The organism is Bdellovibrio sp. HM001 (assembly GCF_055397275.1).
In genome coordinates, this window is record NZ_AP029174.1 from 2,369,710 (window position 1) to 2,389,366 (window position 19,657).

The 19,657-nt window shown below is 49.4% G+C and carries 20 protein-coding genes; 12 read left to right on the forward strand and 8 right to left on the reverse strand.

Features of this window, described 5'->3' with window-relative positions:
* Nucleotides 1–42: 42 nt before the first annotated feature.
* A complete protein-coding gene (locus ACZ5ZZ_RS11240; protein WP_464131186.1) occupies nt 43–351 on the forward strand; it encodes a hypothetical protein in 309 nt (102 codons plus the stop codon).
* Nucleotides 323–889, forward strand: a complete 567-nt coding sequence (locus tag ACZ5ZZ_RS11245) for a GNAT family N-acetyltransferase (protein WP_464131188.1) — start codon at nt 323–325, stop codon at nt 887–889. The genes ACZ5ZZ_RS11240 and ACZ5ZZ_RS11245 overlap by 29 nt, the downstream gene beginning before the upstream one ends.
* Here the strand turns inward: ACZ5ZZ_RS11245 and ACZ5ZZ_RS11250 are convergent.
* On the reverse strand, nt 886–1,095 hold the full coding sequence (locus ACZ5ZZ_RS11250) for a hypothetical protein (protein WP_464139421.1): 210 nt from the start codon (nt 1,093–1,095) through the stop codon (nt 886–888). The two genes, ACZ5ZZ_RS11245 and ACZ5ZZ_RS11250, sit on opposite strands and share 4 nt — an antisense overlap.
* 118 nt (nt 1,096–1,213) lie before the next feature.
* Here ACZ5ZZ_RS11250 and ACZ5ZZ_RS11255 point away from each other — a divergent pair, with 118 nt between their 5' ends.
* The 5 genes from ACZ5ZZ_RS11255 to ACZ5ZZ_RS11275 all read left to right on the forward strand — a co-directional run bounded on the left by ACZ5ZZ_RS11255 (nt 1,214) and on the right by ACZ5ZZ_RS11275 (nt 7,773).
* Entirely contained in the window at nt 1,214–1,903 is a 690-nt protein-coding gene (locus ACZ5ZZ_RS11255; RefSeq protein ID WP_464142383.1) for a TIGR02147 family protein, read from the forward strand.
* A gap of 10 nt (nt 1,904–1,913) precedes the next feature.
* A complete protein-coding gene (locus ACZ5ZZ_RS11260) occupies nt 1,914–2,594 on the forward strand; it encodes a hypothetical protein (RefSeq protein WP_464139423.1) in 681 nt (226 codons plus the stop codon).
* A 55-nt stretch (nt 2,595–2,649) separates the two neighbouring features.
* Entirely contained in the window at nt 2,650–5,502 is a 2,853-nt protein-coding gene (locus ACZ5ZZ_RS11265; protein ID WP_464139425.1) for an LVIVD repeat-containing protein, read from the forward strand.
* 176 nt (nt 5,503–5,678) lie between these two features.
* On the forward strand, nt 5,679–6,440 hold the full coding sequence (locus ACZ5ZZ_RS11270) for a type IV pilus modification PilV family protein (protein WP_464139428.1): 762 nt from the start codon (nt 5,679–5,681) through the stop codon (nt 6,438–6,440).
* 13 nt (nt 6,441–6,453) lie between these two features.
* Complete coding sequence (locus ACZ5ZZ_RS11275) at nt 6,454–7,773, forward strand: hypothetical protein (RefSeq protein ID WP_464131200.1); 1,320 nt, start codon at nt 6,454–6,456, stop codon at nt 7,771–7,773.
* 58 nt (nt 7,774–7,831) lie between these two features.
* On the opposite strand, the gene ACZ5ZZ_RS11280 is transcribed toward ACZ5ZZ_RS11275, so the two are convergent.
* The 6 genes from ACZ5ZZ_RS11280 to ACZ5ZZ_RS11305 all read right to left on the reverse strand — a co-directional run bounded on the left by ACZ5ZZ_RS11280 (nt 7,832) and on the right by ACZ5ZZ_RS11305 (nt 13,071).
* Nucleotides 7,832–9,118, reverse strand: a complete 1,287-nt coding sequence (locus ACZ5ZZ_RS11280) for a serine hydrolase domain-containing protein (RefSeq protein WP_464142385.1) — start codon at nt 9,116–9,118, stop codon at nt 7,832–7,834.
* 108 nt (nt 9,119–9,226) lie between these two features.
* Nucleotides 9,227–9,817, reverse strand: a complete 591-nt coding sequence (gene pdxH, locus ACZ5ZZ_RS11285; RefSeq protein WP_464139431.1) for a pyridoxamine 5'-phosphate oxidase — start codon at nt 9,815–9,817, stop codon at nt 9,227–9,229.
* Nucleotides 9,817–10,512, reverse strand: a complete 696-nt coding sequence (locus tag ACZ5ZZ_RS11290; RefSeq protein WP_011164968.1) for an FKBP-type peptidyl-prolyl cis-trans isomerase — start codon at nt 10,510–10,512, stop codon at nt 9,817–9,819. Before ACZ5ZZ_RS11290 ends, pdxH begins: the two co-directional genes overlap by 1 nt.
* 129 nt (nt 10,513–10,641) lie before the next feature.
* On the reverse strand, nt 10,642–11,790 hold the full coding sequence (mnmH, locus tag ACZ5ZZ_RS11295; protein ID WP_464139433.1) for a tRNA 2-selenouridine(34) synthase MnmH: 1,149 nt from the start codon (nt 11,788–11,790) through the stop codon (nt 10,642–10,644).
* A complete protein-coding gene (selD, locus tag ACZ5ZZ_RS11300) occupies nt 11,780–12,832 on the reverse strand; it encodes a selenide, water dikinase SelD (RefSeq protein ID WP_464139435.1) in 1,053 nt (350 codons plus the stop codon). Before selD ends, mnmH begins: the two co-directional genes overlap by 11 nt.
* On the reverse strand, nt 12,829–13,071 hold the full coding sequence (locus ACZ5ZZ_RS11305) for a twin-arginine translocase TatA/TatE family subunit (RefSeq protein ID WP_464120654.1): 243 nt from the start codon (nt 13,069–13,071) through the stop codon (nt 12,829–12,831). The genes selD and ACZ5ZZ_RS11305 overlap by 4 nt, the downstream gene beginning before the upstream one ends.
* A gap of 92 nt (nt 13,072–13,163) precedes the next feature.
* On the opposite strand from ACZ5ZZ_RS11305, the gene ACZ5ZZ_RS11310 reads away from it, so the two are divergent.
* The 5 genes from ACZ5ZZ_RS11310 to ACZ5ZZ_RS11330 all read left to right on the forward strand — a co-directional run bounded on the left by ACZ5ZZ_RS11310 (nt 13,164) and on the right by ACZ5ZZ_RS11330 (nt 18,126).
* Nucleotides 13,164–13,565, forward strand: coding sequence for a hypothetical protein (locus ACZ5ZZ_RS11310; RefSeq protein ID WP_464139437.1), 402 nt, complete (start codon nt 13,164–13,166; stop codon nt 13,563–13,565).
* Between the two features lie 35 nt (nt 13,566–13,600).
* The gene (locus tag ACZ5ZZ_RS11315; RefSeq protein WP_464139439.1) at nt 13,601–15,718 is read left to right on the forward strand and encodes an LTA synthase family protein; all 2,118 of its coding nucleotides are present in this window, start codon (nt 13,601–13,603) and stop codon (nt 15,716–15,718) included.
* Entirely contained in the window at nt 15,699–16,382 is a 684-nt protein-coding gene (locus ACZ5ZZ_RS11320; RefSeq protein ID WP_464120651.1) for a response regulator transcription factor, read from the forward strand. The genes ACZ5ZZ_RS11315 and ACZ5ZZ_RS11320 overlap by 20 nt, the downstream gene beginning before the upstream one ends.
* Nucleotides 16,360–17,817 carry a sensor histidine kinase gene (locus ACZ5ZZ_RS11325; protein ID WP_464131210.1) on the forward strand — a complete coding sequence of 486 codons (1,458 nt, stop codon included), beginning with the start codon at nt 16,360–16,362 and terminating at the stop codon, nt 17,815–17,817. Before ACZ5ZZ_RS11320 ends, ACZ5ZZ_RS11325 begins: the two co-directional genes overlap by 23 nt.
* Before the next feature lie 87 nt (nt 17,818–17,904).
* On the forward strand, nt 17,905–18,126 hold the full coding sequence (locus ACZ5ZZ_RS11330; RefSeq protein WP_464131212.1) for a hypothetical protein: 222 nt from the start codon (nt 17,905–17,907) through the stop codon (nt 18,124–18,126).
* A gap of 65 nt (nt 18,127–18,191) precedes the next feature.
* Here the strand turns inward: ACZ5ZZ_RS11330 and ACZ5ZZ_RS11335 are convergent, their stop codons facing one another.
* Nucleotides 18,192–19,646, reverse strand: a complete 1,455-nt coding sequence (locus ACZ5ZZ_RS11335) for a fibrinogen-like YCDxxxxGGGW domain-containing protein (RefSeq protein WP_464131215.1) — start codon at nt 19,644–19,646, stop codon at nt 18,192–18,194.
* Nucleotides 19,647–19,657: the final 11 nt, after the last annotated feature.

A 19,657-nucleotide genomic window follows, 5' to 3' on the forward strand; every position in this document is an offset into this window, starting at 1 on the left:
TAAAGCTGTGCTAAACCCTGTGCCAGTTTGCGGGAGGCTATCATGGCATGGTTTAAAAACTTGCGAGAACTCTTGGGTCTGGAAAAGCCGGAAATGTGCCTTTGCATGGTGATCTCAGAACAAGAAGGTGCCGAGATCTGGATTGAAGACCAAAAGACCCGCTACGTAACCCCGAAACTTGTCGCCATCAAAAAAGACCATCCCGTCAAGATCACCGTTAAAATGGTTGGTCATGAACCCCACACATCCGTGGTGCGCAGTTCGCATAATTTGACCTATTTCTATTGCAACTTAAAACGCATCCCTCTTAGACTTGTCAGCAATGAAGTCTATAGATCTGCCTCTTTATAAAAAAACCGCCCGTCTGATCCTGCGCCCCTTGGAAGAAACTGACTACGAAAACTGGGTGCAGGCCTATTCCAGTATGAAACCGCCCCAAAATGAATGGGATGAAACCAACTGGGCCGAGAGCGAACTGACCAAAAAGAAATTCAAAGAACTTCTGAGGCAAGAAAAGCAGCAAAGAAATGCTGATCATTTTTACTCTTTCGGAGTTTTTCTGAAAGACGATGGGCTTCTGATCGGCAACGTCAGCCTGATGGATATTTCCCGTGCAGTTTTCCAAAATGCCTACCTTGGCTATCGCATTTTTAATCCCTACTGGGGCTATGGTTTTGCTCAAGAAGCAAGTCACGGGGCCCTGGATATCGCATTTAGAAAGTTAAAGCTTCACCGGGTGGAAGCTGGCATTGCCCCCTCTAACAAAAAATCCATCAAGGTCGCCAAAGCTTTGAAGATGCGCAAAGAAGGTCTTAGCAAGCGCCGCTTGCTGGTGAATAAAAAGTGGATGGATATGGAGATCTGGGCACTGACTAAAGAAGAATTTTAAGTCGCTGAGTCCCGCTTCCCGCGCAATCGAGCAAGGATGCGGGTGCGGTTTCGTTCACTTAAAACAGTCTCACCAGACAACGCCCGCGACAGAACACTGGGGGCCACCCCCAAAAAGGTCGCCAGCGCCCGTAATGAATAGCGTGGATTTTTAGCGCGTCGACGCACAAGTTCTTCCCGGATATGCAACACTATTTCATCACTCATGCGTAAAACTATGGCAAAGTTCCATAGATTTGTTCACTTTTTAGGAGAAATGACCTAAATTTTGGCTCCCTCACTCAGCACTGGGAGCACCTTGGAACATCTGGAATTTTTAAAACTTGTGCGAGACGAACTTGAACGCCGCAAAATGTCCCGGCGCAATCTGGCCTTAAAGGCACAAATCCCCTCAGGAAGGGTCTCTGAAATCCTTAATGGCACTCGCCCCCTTTCACCTTATTATATTGGGAAAATAACCCGGGCTTTGAATCTCAGCCCCACACACTTTGTCCAAACCTCCAAAAAACGCAGCAAAATGCAACGACCCGATCGCATGCTGAGCCAGGATGAGTTGCATTTTATTCGTGACTGGTACCATCTTGCCATCTTGAGTCTGGTAAAAACCCCGGAGGCAACGCTGGATCCCCGATGGTTTGCCAACCGCCTGGCCATCACCCCCGCCCAGGCACAGGCCGCATTGAAACGCCTGATGAAACTGAAACTCATCGAAGAACATCAAGGCCGCTTCGTCCGGACCACAACCTTCCTGACCACAAGTAAGGACATTCCAAGCTCAGTGATTCGCCATATGCATCTTCAACTCATGGAACAAAGCCGTTCTTCATTAGATAAAACTCCGGTGGAGTTTCGGGACGTGTCCCATATCATGATGGCGATTGATATGTCGAAGCTCCCGCAGGCCAAAGAAGAAATCCGCGCCTTCCGAAAAAGAATGGCCAATCTTCTTGAAGAAGGAAACGCCGAGCAGGTTTATTTACTGGGTGTTCAACTTGTCCCTTTGAGCAAACTCTAATAGGAATTTTATGCACACTTTTGCGGTTCTTTTCATTGCGTTTCTCTCTTTATCTTTTCCGACCTTTGCAGGTGATGAAATCTGCAACGGCGGCGATGTGATTGTCTGTCCCCGCCAAACCCCACGCCTGCTGGATCTGCACGAAAGGGATGTCTTGTATTCCTATGGGGAACACCCTCAAGAGGCCTTGTGGTCCGCCTTCAAACCGCTGCATATTAAAGACACTGTCGAAGAACTGATCGAGCCGCTGAAAACCACAGCCCCGGACCTGCACACTTGCCTGTCCAGTTACATTGACAATGACTCTTTCTGGGAGCAGATCCGCCATTTGCCAGGCCACGAAATGCACAACGTACAAGATGAAGTGTCCTATGTCGTGCCGGTGGGCTGCGAAAAGAAACAAGTCGCTTTGCAACTGCGTACACCTCTGCACAAGGCTCCACGCTACTTGATCAACGAAGATATCTGGATTCGCATGAACAGCTTCCAGCAAGCGGGATTGATCGTGCATGAGATCCTGCTTTTTAATGCTCTACAAAGCCCCGGATGGAAAGGTAATACGCCCGCTGTTCGTCAGGCGACTGCTTTTATTATGTCTGAACAGACATCCCTCCTGGAGCAGGCTGATATGTCGAAAGCAATTAAGGATCTCAATTTGATCTGCCGACCTTTTATTGCCGATATGAAATAGAGGAAGTGTTGCATTTGCCTCATAAGTTTTTCTCGAGATTCCGAGAGAGAGACTTATGAGAACGTACTCGAAAAATTTGCTTCTTATTCTGTCTTTTCTCCTGCTAACCTCTTGCGGGCTTGTAAACGCTGAGCTTTTCCAGCCGAAAAGTCTCGACCTGGGAAGTTTCGAACCCCCCGCCACACCGACACCGACGCCGACCCCTACACCACCGCCCCCAGCCGTCTCAAAACAGAACGCCTGGGGCTACGGCGGCACACCTTATGATTTAGCCCTCAGTGGCGACATTCTGCTGGCTGGTACATCCCGGGGGCTAAGCATTTTGGATATCACAGATCCCTATCTCCCCAAAGAAATCAACTCCCTGAAAGGATCCAGCATCCATCGCGTGACCAAGGTGAATGACCTGCTCTTTGTTTCAAACAGCAGTGGCCTTCTTGAACTCTATGACATCACCGCCCCACAAGCTCCCGTATTGAAGTCGACTTTGATGTTAAGTTTTCCCCACCGCGTGGCCACCAGGGGAACGCTGGCTTATGTGCCAGATAATGCCATTGGAGTTCGTGTTGTGGATTTTACTGATCCTGCCAACATGCAATTGGTTAACACGATCGACACCGATGGCAATGCGGTCTCGGCCCAAGTGGATGGCAATTATTTGTACTTGGCTGACGAATTTCAAGGACTCAAAATTTTTGACATCAGCACACCAGCGACACCCGTTCTGGTCGGTTCTTACCTCACAAACAGCGACGCTTTGGATGTCAAAGTTAAAGGGAACTATGCCTATATCGCCGTCAGCTGGAACAGCATCGACATCGTCGATATTTCTAACAAAGCCAATCCCACACTGGCATCGAGCTACATGGATTATTTCAATTACAACAATGCAGTTGAGAAGCTCGACATTCAAGGAAACTATCTGCTGGCGATGGACTACTACAACGGTCTGATTGTGTACGACATCAGCGACCCGGTAAACCCCATCACCCAGGGCTCCGCCGCCCCTTTCGCCACGGTTTGGTGGGGAATTCCCTATGGATTTATCTCCAATAGCACTCATCTATTCGTCGCTTCGGAAACTTATGGCGTTGGCACGCTGGATATTTCTGACATCAAAGCCCCGCACATTCCTTACAGCTATCGTGGCGTGAACTGGTGGACCAATTCGGTCGACGCCTCCGGCAACCGCGCCTACGTTTGTGAAAATGACTGGGGCCGAATGACCGTACTTGATATCAGTAATCCCGCTCATCCGAAATACCTGGGCGAAACTCCGCAAGGGGTTACCGCCTGCAAGAAAGAAATCATTTACGACAATAACTATGTCTATGCCACCGTTGGCAATAGCGGCATGAAAGTCATCAGCGTCAGCAATCCGGCCAGCCCCACCATCGTGGCCACCCTGGATCATGGCAGTGGTGCGCGCCAGATTTTCAAACTCAACAATTTTGTCTATGTCGTCTATGATTCCTGGATTTACATTTACAACGTCACCACACCCGCAACTCCAACTCTGGCGGGAAGTTACGGCTATTATGCTGACGATGTGTATGTGGAAGGCAACTATGCCTATCTAGCCGGCACCAATTCCTTGCGGATTGTGAATATCTCAAATCCCGCCAGCGTGACTGTGGTTTCAACCTATGACTATCCGTCAGGTCCGATCCCTACCTACAGCGTTACTAAGAGTGGCAACTATGTCTTTGTCGGAGGCAATCAAAATCTGGGTGTCTTTGATGTCAGCAATCCCGCGGCCCCTTCTCTTGTTTACAAGACCATCGGCACCGATGTTCCCGCAAATCTTGTCGTTGCAGACAACCAGCTCCATAGCTGTGACTATAACGCCGGTCTTCAAATCTTTGATATCACCACCCCGCCACTACCGGTTCTGAAAGAGGCCTACCAATTGGGGGGATGCCTGGGGATTCAGGCCAAAGACGGCAATATCTATATTGCTGACGAATCCACTGGATTTAAAATTCTAAATGATGACTCCAAGAAGTATCTCAAAATGAACAAACCCACAACGATCAAGAGCCTTAGTGCTCTATCCACGACCGCCACTCGGGTGTATCTGGCGGACAGCTATTTTGGTATGATGGTTCTGGATAACACCAAACCCACGCAGCCTGAATATTTAACACGCATAGAACTATATTCCATCGTGGCGAATCCCATTGAAGAAGGTAACACCCTTTTTGTGGCGGATCAGTTTTTCCTGAAAGCTTTTAATATGGCTGATCCCAAAAACCCCGTGGCACTGTCTCAAGTTTCGCGCACGGGGGACAACAAATACCTGAACGACATAGTCAAATCCGGCAGTATCATCTATGCCACCGAGTCAAATTCTCATTTAAGCCTTTTTGACGCCTCCAATCCGGCAAATCTGACGATGCTGTCAACAACAGCCTATGCTGACATCAAAAGTCTTCATGTCAGCGGCACCAAACTCTTAGCCGCAAGTCTCGGCACAGGTCTTCGGATTTTTGATATCAGCACACCGGCCAGTCCGACACTGCTGGGAACTTATAATTCCCCAGGGACAGCTTATCATGCCATCCAAGATGGCAGCTTTGCTTATCTGGCTGACGGCACCGCAGGACTGCAGATTGTCGACCTGACCGATCCCGCCGCCCCCGTACTGACAGGCACCTACAACACCCCCGGAACTGCGCAACAAGTAGCAAAAAAAGACAACTATGTCTTTGTAGCAGATGCTGGCCACGTGGAAATCATAAACGTCGCTAATCCATCAGCACCGGTCTTAAAGCGTACCATCAACAAATCTGAATTCGGAGGCTTCAATGCCAAGGGTGTTTCAGTGCGAGGGAACTATCTTTATATTCAACTTTATAATGGATATGAGGTCTTCGATATATCAGACATCGAAAACATTCATCAATAAGGCTGAGGTTATCTATTATGGCCGATATTACCGAGAACTTTTGGGTTTGCTGGAGATGTTCCCCTCTTTTTCACGAGGTTTGATTAATTTTTTTTAGCACTCTTTAGAAGCTCTTTCTTTTTCCCGATAACTAACAGTCATTTTCTAGGACGTACAAGGGCCCCCGGGACTTAAATATGAATATTAAAAATCAGAGTGGTTTCAGTTTGATACAAGTACTTTTGTCGCTGGCAATTTTGGGAATTGCCGTCAGCGGCTTCATGACTCTGATGGCGAACAACTATAAACATGAAACAAACCTCAACACTTTACTTGAGGCCCGTGAACTTTCTGGTGAGCTGGTGGAGCTCAGCAAGTCCGCGAACTGCGGCATTGCCGACCTTGAAAACCCCATTCCCGTGACCTCAGACACTTGGGTGAACAATAAATTAATTACCTTGAACAAAGGCATTTCCGGTCGTTTCCTGGAACTAAAAAATGGTGACTCTTACGGACGCTTTAAAATTGAAAGCATCAGTATTGCCCCCTACTATGACCGCAAAAACCGCAGTGATAAATACGTGGCCTTGGAAGGGGCGAATGCCACTGACTTTGCCAACAGCCGAATCATAAAAGGCTCATTGCGCCTGGATGCCACGGCACAAAACACACCGAAGTCTCCAATACGGGCTGCTGCCTTCTTCTATCTGGATAGTTCACGCAACAATATCATTGGCTGCACGGCCAGCCTTGAAAATACCGACCTTGCAGCAATTTGCTCCAGCTTTGGCGGTGCCTGGACCGAGTCCGAAGCCAAATGTCAACTTCCCTGCCCTCCGGGGCTGGATGAACAAAATGGTCTTTGTGTTGCCAAGAGTGTTGATGCCGACGGCGAAGATGTCTTCTGTCACGTTAACGAAAAATGCAATGTTGCAAATAAGTACATTCTAGGAATTTAAGAAGGAGAACCCCATGAAGCGCTCGATCGTGCTATTATTCATGCTTACTCCCCTGTCAGCGCAATCCGAGACCCTGACAGATGGAAGACCCAAAGACTGTTCTTATTCGGCATCCGTCAATGGTGCTGCTCGAACCCTCAGTGTCAGCTGCAATGACTTTGACCTGAATTACAAAAAAAACTACGGCGGCGCCTGTGTCTTTAAAGACGGCAGCTGGCAATACGGAAATCTCAACTACGACTCTAAAGCCGGCAAACACAAGTTCGTTGCCCGCAGAGTCTGCGATATCGGCGTAACGGTAGTACCCCCAGCCGATACGCTCAATATCAAATCACCTCGCATTGGCGATTATGTTGAAGGTAAAACCAACATCGTCAGTCTGACGAAAAAGGTCTACACGTCCCACTTGCAATCATCTCCGTTGAAAGCCAGCGAGTCCCCGCTTCTTTGTTATCGCAAGGAAAGTCGTGGTGTTTCTATGAATGCGGTGGCCTGCGCCCGCGAACCCAATGACCCCAATTACTGTGAATTCACTGTCACGCCGAACAAGTCCTATAAAGGCAACTGGTGGATGCAGTATCGCGGCAAGAACAAAACCAGTCCTGTAATCTGTCTGGGAGGAATCAAATCCACCGACACAGACACAGCTGCCAATTCCTATTCCGAGGACCAATTGCTAGTTAAGGTTTCAAGTAAGAGCAAAACCGAGCTTCTCAAGAATCTGCCCCAGCCCGCTCTTGGCAAGGGCAATCTTTTGGACTTTAAGATTGCCTCTTGCACAATCAACGACAAAAAACCTGTGCGCGTCGCCTGTCTGAATCAAGAGACAGCTGGTTTTGACCTGTGGGAGGATAACGCCGATCACGTCAGATCACAGCTAATGAAAGCCGGCAGCAGCAGCAAAGGTCTGCCGTCCAAAGAATTCAAAATCAGCAATCTGGAAAAAGACTTACGTATGTCAGCGAAACTCAAGACCATGACCCAGGAGCGCATTGCCGCCCTGGAAGCAGAGTTGAGCCAAACCAAACAAACTGTCGCTGACCTGAAGTTGGAACTGTCAGAAGAGGTTGAACAAAAAATTGCAGATCTGCGTGAAGCAAACGGTGAAAAGGTTCCTGTACGATCTACACCTGATATTCAAGCCGGTTATTGCAGCATCGACTGGAGTCCTGCCAAAGGCTTCGTGGATGGAAAAGTGCAGACCTTCAACGACAATGAACGCCTGAAAGGCGCTTATGTTTACTACAAGAAGTCCGGTTCCAAAACCCTGGACAAGGTCTATTGCGACAGTGTTGAAACAGTTCAAGAGACCGAGATTCAGGCACGCAAATAAATATCCTGGAATTGTTAATGGCGAGGCCGGTGAAGAACCGCCTCGCTTTCGCATTTCACTACTTTGACGACTTCATCAAGTACTCCGCAACAGCCTGAAAGGCCGGCAATGTCGTCCCATCGTTAGCTGCGTTTGCGGCGACGGGGTGTGAGCCAAATCGTGCAATCACCAGCTCAGCTTTGGGATCTATATACAGAGCCTGCCCGTGAACTCCGCGCGCCATATAAGCTCCATGTGAATTATGGGTCACCCACCACATGCTTCGATAGGACCAACCCCGCAGATGATCATAGCCGGCTTTTTTAAACTTATCGCGATCCCCACCAGAAGCAATATTGGAAACGACTTTGGCTGGAAGCACTTGCTGACCCCGCAACATCCCCTTGTTCCGCATCACTTCCCCGAAGCGCGCCAGGTCTCTCAATCCCAGATTCAATCCCCCACCGGCAAAAGGAGTTCCGATTGAATCCACCGTCATATAAGCATCCTGCTCTGGTCGGAGCGGCTTCCAGATCTTCTCGGAAATAAGCTCGGCCACGTTTTTACCACTGGCTCGGGCCAGGACCCATCCCAAGGCATCGGTGTTGGCTGTTTTATAGTGAAACTCGGCTCCGTTAACACCCTCGGGCTTCACCGTCTCCAAGAATTCATAATAGGTTCTTGGCCCTTGATAGTCCGCCCCTTTGGGCAGCGGATTTCCGGCTTTAGCATGCTGCCAGACTTCTGCCTTCGGGTCCGCGTAGTCTTCGCTGAAACGAATGGCCGTTGTCATATCCATCAAGTCCCGAACCCTGGCCTCTTTAAATCCAGAGCCTTTAAGCTCTGGCACGTAGGTGATAACAGGCTTCTCCGGATCAAGCACACCTTCAGCCGCCAGGATTTCTGCCACAGTCCCGACAAAGGACTTCGTCATGGACATGGCGGCATGCTGTCCTTCAACTGTCAAACTGCCCAGATACTTTTCATAAACAACAGTCCCTTTCTGCAAAATCAGGATGCCATCAGTGTAGTTTTTCAAAAGGCTCTTTTCCCATGTGATTTCTTCGGCGCTGTTAAAGGGTTTAAATCGAATTTTATCGATATCATTGCGAAGACGGACCGGAAGGCTCCGTGCAGTGGATAGACCAAGAGACACCGTGATCGTCGGCATCAACTGACGGAAATGCGAAACACTCCATCGCATGGCCGGAAAGACAAAGAACGATCCATCATCAAATCTTACGATGCGATCCCGTGGCGGCGGGGCCCCGACCATCCATTGCATTTTAACAGGATCACTTTCAATCGCATCGGGGAACGTTTGCGACGCAACTTTAGCAATCCCCAAGGATGGAAAAATAAACATTATCACGGCAAATATAGAACGGCTCATATCCCCCCCCTGTAAGACACTAGTTAACCCGGTCCTAGAAAGAAGATAAAGACTTGCCGTCAAATAGGATAAATAACAGATTTACGGACTGCGCATCAGGCGGTTCCAAGAACCATCCGCTGTGCGCTGATAGATATAGCGTTCATGAAGGCGACCGCCCAGCCCGAACCAGAATTCAATTTCCGTGGGAATCACACGCCAGCCGCCCCAATGTGGTGGGCGTGGCACAACCTGACCGTCAAATTGCTTTTCGTATTCCTGCACTCTGCGAGACAACCAATCGATATCGGGAATTTCTTCGCTTTGGTGAGAAGCCCAGGCACCAATCTGACTAAGGCGCGCGCGTGTCGCAAAATAAGCATCGCTTTCAGCTGCAGTGATTTTTTCGGCTTTGCCAGTGATGCGGATTTGTTGCCAGATAGCTGGCCAGTGGAAGTTGAGGCACACCATCGGATGGGCCTCGATATCGCGTCCCTTATGGGAATTGTAGTTCCCGTAAAAAACAAAGCCCCCCTTGCTCACCTCTTTAAGATAGACGATGCGCACGGAGGGCACACCCTTTCCATCCACGGTGGCCACCGACATCGCGTTGGCTTCCGGGATTTGCTTAGCGACCGCCTCTTTCATCAGGCGGTCGAAATGCTCAAAAGGGTCTTTGCTGAAGTCGAACATTATTTCTTCTTCTTAGTGTCTTGTTTAACGATGTCGATCAACTCAACCTCGAACACAAGAACAGAGTTTGGCGGGATGCCTGGACGACCAGATGGACCGTAAGCCAACTCAGGTGGGATGAAAAGTTTAGCTTTGCCGCCAACTTTCATCAACTGAAGAGCTTCTGTCCAGCCTGGGATCACGCCACCCACTGGGAATTCAGCAGGTTGACCACGATCGTAAGAAGAATCGAACTGCTCACCGTTTGTCAAAGTTCCTTTGTAGTGAACTTTAACTACGTCTTCTTTTTTAGGAGAAGCGCCAGTGCCTTCTTTTTCAACGATGTATTGCAAACCGGAAGCCGTTGTTTTCACGCCCGCTGCAGATTTGTTTTTTTCCAGGAAGTCTTTACCAGCTTTAGCATTGCCTTCAGCTTGTTCCTGTTGTTTTTTCATCGCCATTTCTTGAAGCTTCATCATCGCAGCTTGCATGTCTTCTTTAGACATTTCGTTTTTGCCTGCTGCTGCATCTTTCAAAGCCATCGCCAATGCATCTGCATCGAAATCGATGTTTTGTTGTTTCAAGTTACCACCGATTTGCTGACCGATAGCGTAGCTCGCTTTTTTCATGTCAGTATCAAGCTTCACTTTCTTTTGGCATGCTGTTGTGAAGGCCATAGCCGCAACAACAAGACCACCAAGGACCAATTTATTCATGCTGTCTCCTCTTAAGGGGTTTGTTTTAAATACTAAAGGCTATATCTTGCGCCCGTTTCTTTTATTTTCAAATAGATAACGCGCAGAGAAAAGAAAGCTCCCGCCAGGCTCAGAAGCGGCCGATCGCGGTCACTTCTGACCAAGGGCAAGGATGTAATTTTCAGCGTCAGCGGCAGTTCCCTTAAACAGAACCTTCACCTGACGACGATCCAAAGATCCCAAATAAAGAGGGTCGTAGTAATACAGCAGCAACTTTTCTATCCACACTTTGTTACTGGAAAGATCCTGATGGTTCAGATAATCCTGCTGAGCCTTATCCAAATCCGCCATCACCTCCTGATGCCTTAGACCACCCAACTTCCGATGGATGGCCATGGTCGAGCGACGGTACTTATCAAACACCTGCAACGCTTCACCTCGAAGGATGTCTTCCTCCTCCTGACAGCGTGGCAGTGACTGGACACTCAATCCAATCGCCGTTTTATGGATATAGTCATCGAAAACATTCTCAACCCGCACGGACATGGGTTCATCAATCCACACCACCGAGGACGCGCGAAGTCGAATAAAGAACGTCGCTGGCTGATAGATACGCCCGATCAGGCGACTTTCATCCTCCACCAGAGGTTTGATTCCCCCGTTAATTTTGTCCTCAAGAAGCATCAGTTCCCGAGCCAGCTGATTTTCATAGTCAATTTGGGTGGGCTGCTCTGCCTCCATAGCCCCGAAGGCGGAACCGCGGTGGCGAGCCAAGTGCTCCAGATCCAGGACCGGGTACCGCTTCCGCAGACGATGCAACAGATGGGTCTTTCCACTGCCCGTCGGCCCCGACAGCGCAATCATTTCGTGACGAACAGAAAACTCATCAATTTGTTTGATCAAAAAATTTCGCGCAGCCTTATAGCCTCCGGCTATCAACGGGACTGAAACCCCGGCATCCTGCAACCATTGCCGTGCAATCTGCGAACGCTTGCCACCACGAAAACAATAAAGAACCGCATCGGGATGTTTTTCAAAAAAATCCTTCCAGCCCTTCACGCGCTCTTCTTTAATGGCGCCTGAAACCAACGCATGCCCCAGACGGACAGCCGCATCCTGACCTTCGCGCTTGTAGGTGGTTCCCACAGTGGCCCGCTCCTCATCGTTCATGATGGGCAAGTTCACGGCACCAGGCAGGCTGCCCTGCTGAAACTCAACAGGAGCCCGCACATCCACCAGCGGAATGTTCCGGGAAAAAAGTTCTTTGAGTTGATCGGGCTTGATAGTCTTAAGGCTCAAAAATCACCGCTTTATCTTGCAGGGGTAAAACCTCTCCAATGATCTCAGCAGATTTAAACTTGGCACGCAAGGCCTGAACCATCTCCCCACTTACAGCCGCAGAAACAGACAGCAGCAGGCCGCCGCTGGTCTGAGGGTCGTGAGTCAAAAGTTTGTGAAGGTCATCGACCTGCATAAAGCTCACATCTTTTTCAGTGTACTGGGCGTTGGATCGGTGCGCCTTGGTCAGGAAACCTTTTTCCAAAAAGGACAACGCCTTCTGAAAACGAGGCAGCTTCCCTAAAGAAATACGCAGGCTGACTTTGCTGGCCTTCGCCAGTTGCATCGAATGTCCGGACAAACCAAAGCCCGTGATATCCGTTGCGGCGTGAACTTCCTTTTGCAAAGCCGGAGTCATAAAATCCACCGCATTATTGACTGTGGCCATACTGACCAAAGCCTCCATGATATCTTCTTCCGTGGCTTCCTGACGTTTCAAACCAGCCGTCAAAGTCCCGGTTCCCAAAGATTTGGTCAGGACAAGATGATCCCCGGGACGAGCCCCGGCGTTGGACCATACAAACTGAGGGTTCACAAACCCCGTCACGGCAAGACCGAATTTTAAAGTGTCATCATCAATGGAATGCCCGCCCACAAAATTGGCGTCAGCTTCGGCAATCTTATCACTCGCCCCCTGCATGACTTCAACGATGACCTCAGAAGGCATCGTCGCAATCGGGAACGCCAGAATTCCCATCGCTGTTTTGGGCTTCCCGCCCATGGCGTAAACATCACTCAGCGCATTGGCCGCCGCAATTTCACCAAACAGTTTCGGGGTGTCGACAATAGGAGTGAAAAAATCAAGAGTTTGAACGAGAGCGACCTCATCGTTCACTTTATAAATCGCCGCATCATCAAACAGCCCCCCGTCCACCATCAAGGCCGGATGAGCCGCAGGGAACTTCACCTGCTGCAAAATGCTTCTTAACTCGGAGGCAGCCACCTTCGCGGCACAACCTCCCTTTTGCACAGTCTGAGTCAGGGCGATTTTCGAAGAGCTCATGATTGCTTGTGAGAGTCTTTTTTCTCTTCAGTTTGAGTCTGCTCATTCATCGGCTTTTGCTGATTCTGAGTGATCTGTTGTTTCACTTCACGCTCTTCGTTCGGGTCCTCGCTCAGGCCTTTTTTGAAGCCGCGAATGGATTCACCCAAAGAACGTCCCAAATTGGGAAGTTTGCTTGGCCCAAAAAGAAGCAAAGCGATACCGCCGATAAGAAGAATTTCAGTCCAACCCAAATTCATAAGGTCTCCTCGTTAGATGCCACAAACCCTAGCATAAGGCCTATTGCGCGGCAACAAAAGGACGTGCATTATATTGAGAAAGGGGAAATACAATGCTGAGTTTCATCATGATTCTGTTTCTCACGGGTGATGCGCAGGCCCAAAGCAAGAAAATGAACACCTCGATCTATGAGCAAGAGGTCGAACCCGAAAAGTCGGAAAGCTTTTCCGCCAAAGTTCGCGTCGTGCGTGAAATTTCCGAAGAAGTCGAAGTCTTTTTCGAAGGCGACAAAGCCAAGGGCGCCTATGTCGTCCCCCGCTCTTTGCCGCAATATGGCGCAACCTTGAAACTCCTGGAAAAGTCGCGAAAACCCGGCGGCCCGGCGGTCTCAGTCACTGCCGACGGCGATAAACGCATTAAGTCTGTTGAGGCCGTTCAAGGCGACAAAGGGGGCGGATTCCAGGTCCCCGAAGATCCGAACCAGAAATGGGATTTCGGTAAAATTCCAGATTGATCCTGAGCCCGGGAAGTGAGACTTTCACTTCCTCAATGAAAAACGTACGGGCACAGTGGTTCAATCAGTCTTGGCTTTATCTTAAACGCATTCTGATCGTGAATGTAGTTTTCCTTTTTATTGGATTCCTGTGGCGCTGGGCCTTTATGCTGACCTTCGGGGATTCCCGCGAACTGGCCCCGCTTTCAGGAGATGTCTTTAAAGCCTTCGTCCTGGGAGCTCGCTTTGATGGAACCGTTCTTTTTTACATCAACGCCATTCCCCTGCTCCTGCTTTTGCTTTTCAGCCTCTGTTCCTTCTGGAAGGGCTTTGCCGGGATTCTGAATCCCCTGTTTTCCCGATTTTCCCGATTTCTGATTCCGTACTACACGGTGATGCTTTTCATCGTGATGTTTTTCTCGGCTGTGGATTTTGGCTTCTACAGTTTCTATCAGGACCGCATTAACGTCCTGATCTTTGGTTATTTCGAAGACGACACGTGGGCTTTGACAAAAACCATGTGGAGCAACTATCCGGTGGTTTGGATCTTCCTGGGCTTGTTCCTTTTCACCTATCTTCTCTGGAAGGGGCTCAAGGTCAATTTCACCCAAGGAAAAGAATGGTGGCCCGCGGGCGTCCAGAAAATTTCTTATCCGATTTTTGTCCTGTTTTTCTTTGTGCTGTTTGTCCTTAATGGCATTGGGGCGCGGGGCTCTTTGGCGCTGTTCCCTTTAAGCGAAATGGACACGGGCATTTCCAAGAGTATCTTTGTCAATCACCTCAGCTTTAATGGGGTGCGTGCCCTGACCCGCGCCATTGAACTGAAGTCGCAGCAAAACTCCAAATGGGACAGCAATCTTCGTCATTACGGGTATGGTGAAAACTATCGCAAAGCTTTTGCCGACTTCTATCAGATTTCTGAAGAACAGGTTCCGACAGATCCCCTGCAACTGATGAAGAAAACAACACCGAAGAACGCGTGGGCTGAAAAAACTCGTCCCCATGTCGTGCTCTTGGTCATGGAGTCCATGGGGGCCTACTGGTTTAACTACAATCAACCCGACTTCAATCTCCTGGGGGATTTTGAAAAACATCTTCAGCAGGACACCTATCTGACCCATTTTTTGTCCAGCACCAATGCCACCATTGGCAGCTTAAGCTGTCTCATGATCGGCTCCCCCCAAAGACCCATCAGTGAATTCCTGACAGAAAGCAGTTATCTGCAGGTGCCTTTCCGCTCCAGTCCCGCACGAGTGTTTAAAAGTGCTGGCTACAAGGCTCGTTTCCTTTACGGAGGCAATCCAGGCTGGCGTGAGGTGAATAAATTCGCCTTCCAACAGGGCTTTGACGCCGTCGATGGCGAAAATGAAATCGCCGAAGGTTTTGGCGAAATCAAAGAAAAACACGATTGGGGTATCTACGATGAAGACCTTTTCAATTATGTGTTGAAGACCCTGTCCGACGCCAAAGAACCGCAGTTCTTGCTGACCATGACCACAACCAACCATCCGCCTTATCAACTGCCCAGCACTTATCAGGCTCCACCCCTGAACGCTCCGGCAGAGCTGAAGAATCGTTTGATTGGCGATGCCGCACTGGCGGAAAAACGTTTTAAGACCTATCGATACTCTTCGGACAAACTGGCCGAGTTCATGACCAAACTCAAGAACTCACCGCTAAAAGACAAAGTGATCGTCGCCATTACCGGAGACCACACCTTCTGGATCGTGAACTTTACCGAACAGGAACTTCTGCAAAAAGGTTCTGTGCCGTTCTATCTGTATCTGCCAGACGCCATCCGTAAAAAGTTGGACCCGGAAGCCTTCGGTTCTCAATCAGACATCCCCCCCACCCTGTACAATCTGGCTTTATCCGAAACACCGTACTATTCTTTGGGGCGCGATCTTTTTGACAAGACCGGGGATTTTGCCGTCAACAACTCCGGCCTGATTGTGGATCGGAGCGGCGGTGTATTGACTTCCGGCAAACCTGAAAATGACCAGCCATTGGATTGGGAGGGCTCTTACGAGCGCCTTGTTCGCGGTGAAAATACAGAGCACAAAAAGCAATTGGCTGTGAAATACAAATCATTGATGAGTATTTTGGATTACTATTTCATGAAGGAAAAACAAGATCAGAAAGGACCCGTAGACCATGCGGATTCTAGTCGTTGAAGATCAAGTAAAGATGGCGAACTTTTTGAAGCAGGGCCTTAATGAGGTCGGCTATGCTGTTGATCTTGCTGAAAGCGGATCTGCGGCGGAATCATATCTGGCCCAGGGGGATTACGATCTGGTGATTCTGGATGTGATGCTGCCCGATCAAAGTGGTATCGACACGGCCCGCCACATCCGTCGCGACGGGTTTGAAGGACCCATTCTGATGCTGACGGCCCTTTCCACCACCAAAGACAAAGTTCACGGTCTTGACGCCGGGGCAGATGACTATTTGACGAAGCCCTATTCCTTTGACGAACTTCATGCCCGGGTGCGCGCACTTTTACGTCGTAAAACGCCTTCCAACGGTGGGGCTTCCAACGTACTGAAATATGCCGATCTGGAATTGGACCTGATTCAACGCAAAGCTCGCAGGGCCTCTCAGGACATCTCGTTAACCTCCAAAGAGTTCGCACTGCTGGAATATTTCATGAGAAATCCAGAGCGGCCCCTGGGGCGCGTTTCCATCGCTGAACATGTCTGGGACATTCACTTTGATTCTGAAAGCAATGTGATTGATGTCTACATCAATCTGCTGCGCAAAAAAATCGATGCTCCATTCCCAAAACGTCTGATCCACACGGTGGTGGGAACTGGCTATGTTCTTAAAGAAAATTCGTAATTTTCTTTCCAGCTTCAGCATCCGCCTGCGCCTGTCGCTGATCTTTGTTCTGATCTTCGGGACAACGACGGTGTTCTTTAATATGTTCCTGTTCCAAATGATGATCGACAACCTTCAGCAGGACTTTGACGATGCTTTGTTCAACTACTGCGTGGATGTTTCTGACGGGATCGAAATTGGCATCAAGGGGGACTTAAGCTTTCCCCCTTTGCGCCTGGATCATGGTAAAATCCTGCCCTTCCCTTTGGGGACGGCGCTGATCCAGGTCCGCCACAGTTCCGGTGCCGTCCTGGCCCGCGTGGGGAATTTTGGTGAATTCAACCCACCCTACAAGAAGGATTTTGAACGCATCTGGAAGGGCGAAGAAGCCACCTACCGCACGATCGAACACATTCGCAATATCCCCTCCGCTGAGGCAGATTCTTACCGTCTGATCTCCTTCCCTCTGGACAATGCCGCCAAACCGCAGTTGCTTTTACAGATCGCCGTCCCTATGACCCTGTTGGAAACACAGATTCAGAAACGACTGACCCTGATGCAACTGGGTATTCCCATGGTTCTGATTGTTGCCACTTTGGGCGGGCTGTTCCTTTCGGCGCGAGCTTTAAAGCCCGTGAACAATATTATTCAGATCACCAAAGAGATCAAAGCCAGCGAGCTGTCCAAAAGAGTTCCCGTGCCGCACGCCAACGATGAAATCAAACAGCTTTCCCTGACGCTGAATGAAATGCTGGATCGTATTCAACAGGCCTTTATGAGTCAGGAACGTTTCGTCGCCGATGCCTCTCATCAGCTCCTGACCCCCTTGACGATCATGCGGGGTGAACTGGAACTGCTGCAAAAAGCCGAACATCGAGACGTGGATCAATTTATCAAAAGCGCCCTGCAGGAAGTGGACAGTCTGTCCAGCATCGTTCGGGAGATGCTGCTTTTGGCGCGCGTAGATGCGGGGATTGGAGCCATGAATCTGCAGGATTTGAACTTCGATGAGCTGGTCTTTGAAGCTCTGGCTCGTTGTGAAAAGCTTGCGAAATCCAAAGACATCAAACTGAAGGTCACAATTAACAACGAACCCAGCGAGGATCACCGCCTGATTCGCGGAGACAATGACCTGCTGGAAAATCTGATTGTGAACATCGTGGAAAATGCCATCAAGTACTCTCCCAATAATGAAGTGGTCTCTATCACGCTGAACCACGGATCCGAAAACTCAGCCCTGATCGTTGAAGACAACGGCCCGGGAATCCCCGCAGAACAACTGCCATTAATTTTTGAGCGCTTCTCACGCGGTTCGAATATGGAAGCAAAAGTTAAGGGCTTTGGTCTGGGTTTGGCGATCGCACAAAAAATCGCCATCCTTCACAATGCCAAGCTAAGTGCTGAGAATCACTCAGGGGCTGGTGCGAAATTTACTTTTGAAATTAAAAACATTTAATCTGTTTTTAATTAGGGTTTTAACCTCCTTTGTTAGGCTTTCGGTGTTCCGTAATTGAAGCTAACAAAGAACCATTAGGAGGTTACTATGAAATTCGCTTCTATCTTGATGTCTATCGCTTTTGCTGGTGTAGTTGCTCACGCTAACGAAACAGCTCCTGCTGCTGCTACAACAACTGCTCCAGCTGCTCCTGCTGCTGAAACTGCAAAAGTTGAGAAAAAAGCTGCTAAGAAAAAGCACGCTAAAGAAGCTGCTCCTGCAGCGGCTGCAGCTCCTGCTGCACCTGCAACAGCTCCTGCTGGTCACTAATTCCTGCTTCACAGCAAGAATGTGATAAAGGGAACTTTCGGGTTCCCTTTTTTTATTTGGGGCCGCTATTTCACCCAAAGCTCCACTCGCGGGACCCCGACGCCAACGCCTGCAACATCTTCAGAAGCTGGCAACCCCGGAGGCGTCGCGCCCCAGTTAACTGTCTTTGCACCCACGCTATAAAACCAGTTGATATGATTTACAGATCCATCAGCGAGAGTGTCAACACCCCCATTGTACTCCAACCCGCCCCAGAAATTGCTCGTGGATTCGATAGCCACAGGCGTGTATCCCGCCACTGGTGATGTTGTGAAGTTACTGGTTTGGGTCCACCAGTTGCGCTTGGTGGAAGTTCCAGGCCAGTTGATTCTCAGCTCCAGCTTTCCGCCGCGATAGAATCCGGCCAGTCGATTCAGGATAGAATACTTTTTTGCCAGAGGAGTGCCTGAGTTCACATTGAGCGCCTCAGCATCACTGGCAAACACACCGGCGGCGGCATAGTCATGATACATGATTCTCGTCCAGCCACCACCATCTGTGGTCATATCACAGTAAACCGGAATCTTTGTCCCCGTGTTGCCTGGGTCGATCGTGTACAGACCATTTCCGATAGAGGCACCTGCATCCAAAATGGCTTTGCAGGAATTGTAGTTTGCGACCGTATCATCTTCCTTGATCCAAAGTTCGACCTCACTGACACCGAAGTTAGAACCTGTCACCCCTGAATCCATCGGTATCCCACCGTAATAGGCCGAACTCACACCAATAGCGTACCACCAATCCGAGTGCTGAACAGATCCATCCAACAAAGATCGATTGGTATTGCCAGGTCCATGCGCGCCATTGGACAGCTCCAGACCGTTCCACATATTGGTGTGTAAATTGACTGAAATCGGAATCACTCCCGCAGAGACCACGTCGCTGGTGGGGTTGGTGGATTGCAACCAGATATTCTTTTGCGTGTATCCCGGCCACGTCTGGCGGAATCGATACTTTCCGTTCGTTAAGAAATTCGGAATTTTATCCAACACCGAATACAGGTCCCCGGTCGGAGCTGTCGTGTTTTTACTTAAAGCATCCGCCGGACTGGTGAAGTAGCCCCCGGCAACATTGTGGCGGAAGATACGAGTCCATCCGCCTCCGTCTGCCGTCATCTCACAATAGACCTGATATTGGGCATTCCCGGCAAGACCATCGGAATCAATGGTATAGACTCCGCTGGCGGGACTTCCCAGAGTATCTTTGATCTCTTTACAGGACTTGGGATAACACTGCGTCGCCACAATGAATGCAGGCTTGGTGGCAGCCGTGAAAGCGTTCCACTCCGTGCTGGTTTTCGTCGGCACAAACAAATCACTGGTGGCGTGATTGTTTTGAATATTGTAACAGGACCCTTGAGATCCATAAGGCAGATACAATCGCAAAGATCCGCCCGTAGCAATACGATACCCCTCGCTCAGAGTATTAATCCCCAGCAGGAACGGCATCAGTAAAAATATTCCAAGCAGTTTCTTAGTCACGAGACGCCCCG

Excerpts from the sequence above, each read along its gene's own strand:
- ACZ5ZZ_RS11240 (WP_464131186.1), top strand. The coding sequence starts at position 43 with ATGGCATGGTTTAAAAACTTGCGAGAACTCTTGGGTCTGGAAAAGCCG.
- ACZ5ZZ_RS11330 (WP_464131212.1), top strand. The coding sequence starts at position 17,905 with ATGAAATTCGCTTCTATCTTGATGTCTATCGCTTTTGCTGGTGTAGTT.
- ACZ5ZZ_RS11290 (WP_011164968.1), bottom strand. The coding sequence starts at position 10,512 with ATGAATAAATTGGTCCTTGGTGGTCTTGTTGTTGCGGCTATGGCCTTC.
- ACZ5ZZ_RS11250 (WP_464139421.1), bottom strand. The coding sequence starts at position 1,095 with ATGAGTGATGAAATAGTGTTGCATATCCGGGAAGAACTTGTGCGTCGA.
- ACZ5ZZ_RS11265 (WP_464139425.1), top strand. The coding sequence starts at position 2,650 with ATGAGAACGTACTCGAAAAATTTGCTTCTTATTCTGTCTTTTCTCCTG.
- ACZ5ZZ_RS11315 (WP_464139439.1), top strand. The coding sequence starts at position 13,601 with ATGAAAAACGTACGGGCACAGTGGTTCAATCAGTCTTGGCTTTATCTT.
- ACZ5ZZ_RS11245 (WP_464131188.1), top strand. The coding sequence starts at position 323 with ATGAAGTCTATAGATCTGCCTCTTTATAAAAAAACCGCCCGTCTGATC.
- ACZ5ZZ_RS11310 (WP_464139437.1), top strand. The coding sequence starts at position 13,164 with ATGCTGAGTTTCATCATGATTCTGTTTCTCACGGGTGATGCGCAGGCC.
- selD (WP_464139435.1), bottom strand. The coding sequence starts at position 12,832 with ATGAGCTCTTCGAAAATCGCCCTGACTCAGACTGTGCAAAAGGGAGGT.
- ACZ5ZZ_RS11325 (WP_464131210.1), top strand. The coding sequence starts at position 16,360 with ATGTTCTTAAAGAAAATTCGTAATTTTCTTTCCAGCTTCAGCATCCGC.
- ACZ5ZZ_RS11275 (WP_464131200.1), top strand. The coding sequence starts at position 6,454 with ATGAAGCGCTCGATCGTGCTATTATTCATGCTTACTCCCCTGTCAGCG.
- ACZ5ZZ_RS11260 (WP_464139423.1), top strand. The coding sequence starts at position 1,914 with ATGCACACTTTTGCGGTTCTTTTCATTGCGTTTCTCTCTTTATCTTTT.
- ACZ5ZZ_RS11320 (WP_464120651.1), top strand. The coding sequence starts at position 15,699 with ATGCGGATTCTAGTCGTTGAAGATCAAGTAAAGATGGCGAACTTTTTG.
- ACZ5ZZ_RS11280 (WP_464142385.1), bottom strand. The coding sequence starts at position 9,118 with ATGTTTATTTTTCCATCCTTGGGGATTGCTAAAGTTGCGTCGCAAACG.
- ACZ5ZZ_RS11270 (WP_464139428.1), top strand. The coding sequence starts at position 5,679 with ATGAATATTAAAAATCAGAGTGGTTTCAGTTTGATACAAGTACTTTTG.
- ACZ5ZZ_RS11305 (WP_464120654.1), bottom strand. The coding sequence starts at position 13,071 with ATGAATTTGGGTTGGACTGAAATTCTTCTTATCGGCGGTATCGCTTTG.
- pdxH (WP_464139431.1), bottom strand. The coding sequence starts at position 9,817 with ATGTTCGACTTCAGCAAAGACCCTTTTGAGCATTTCGACCGCCTGATG.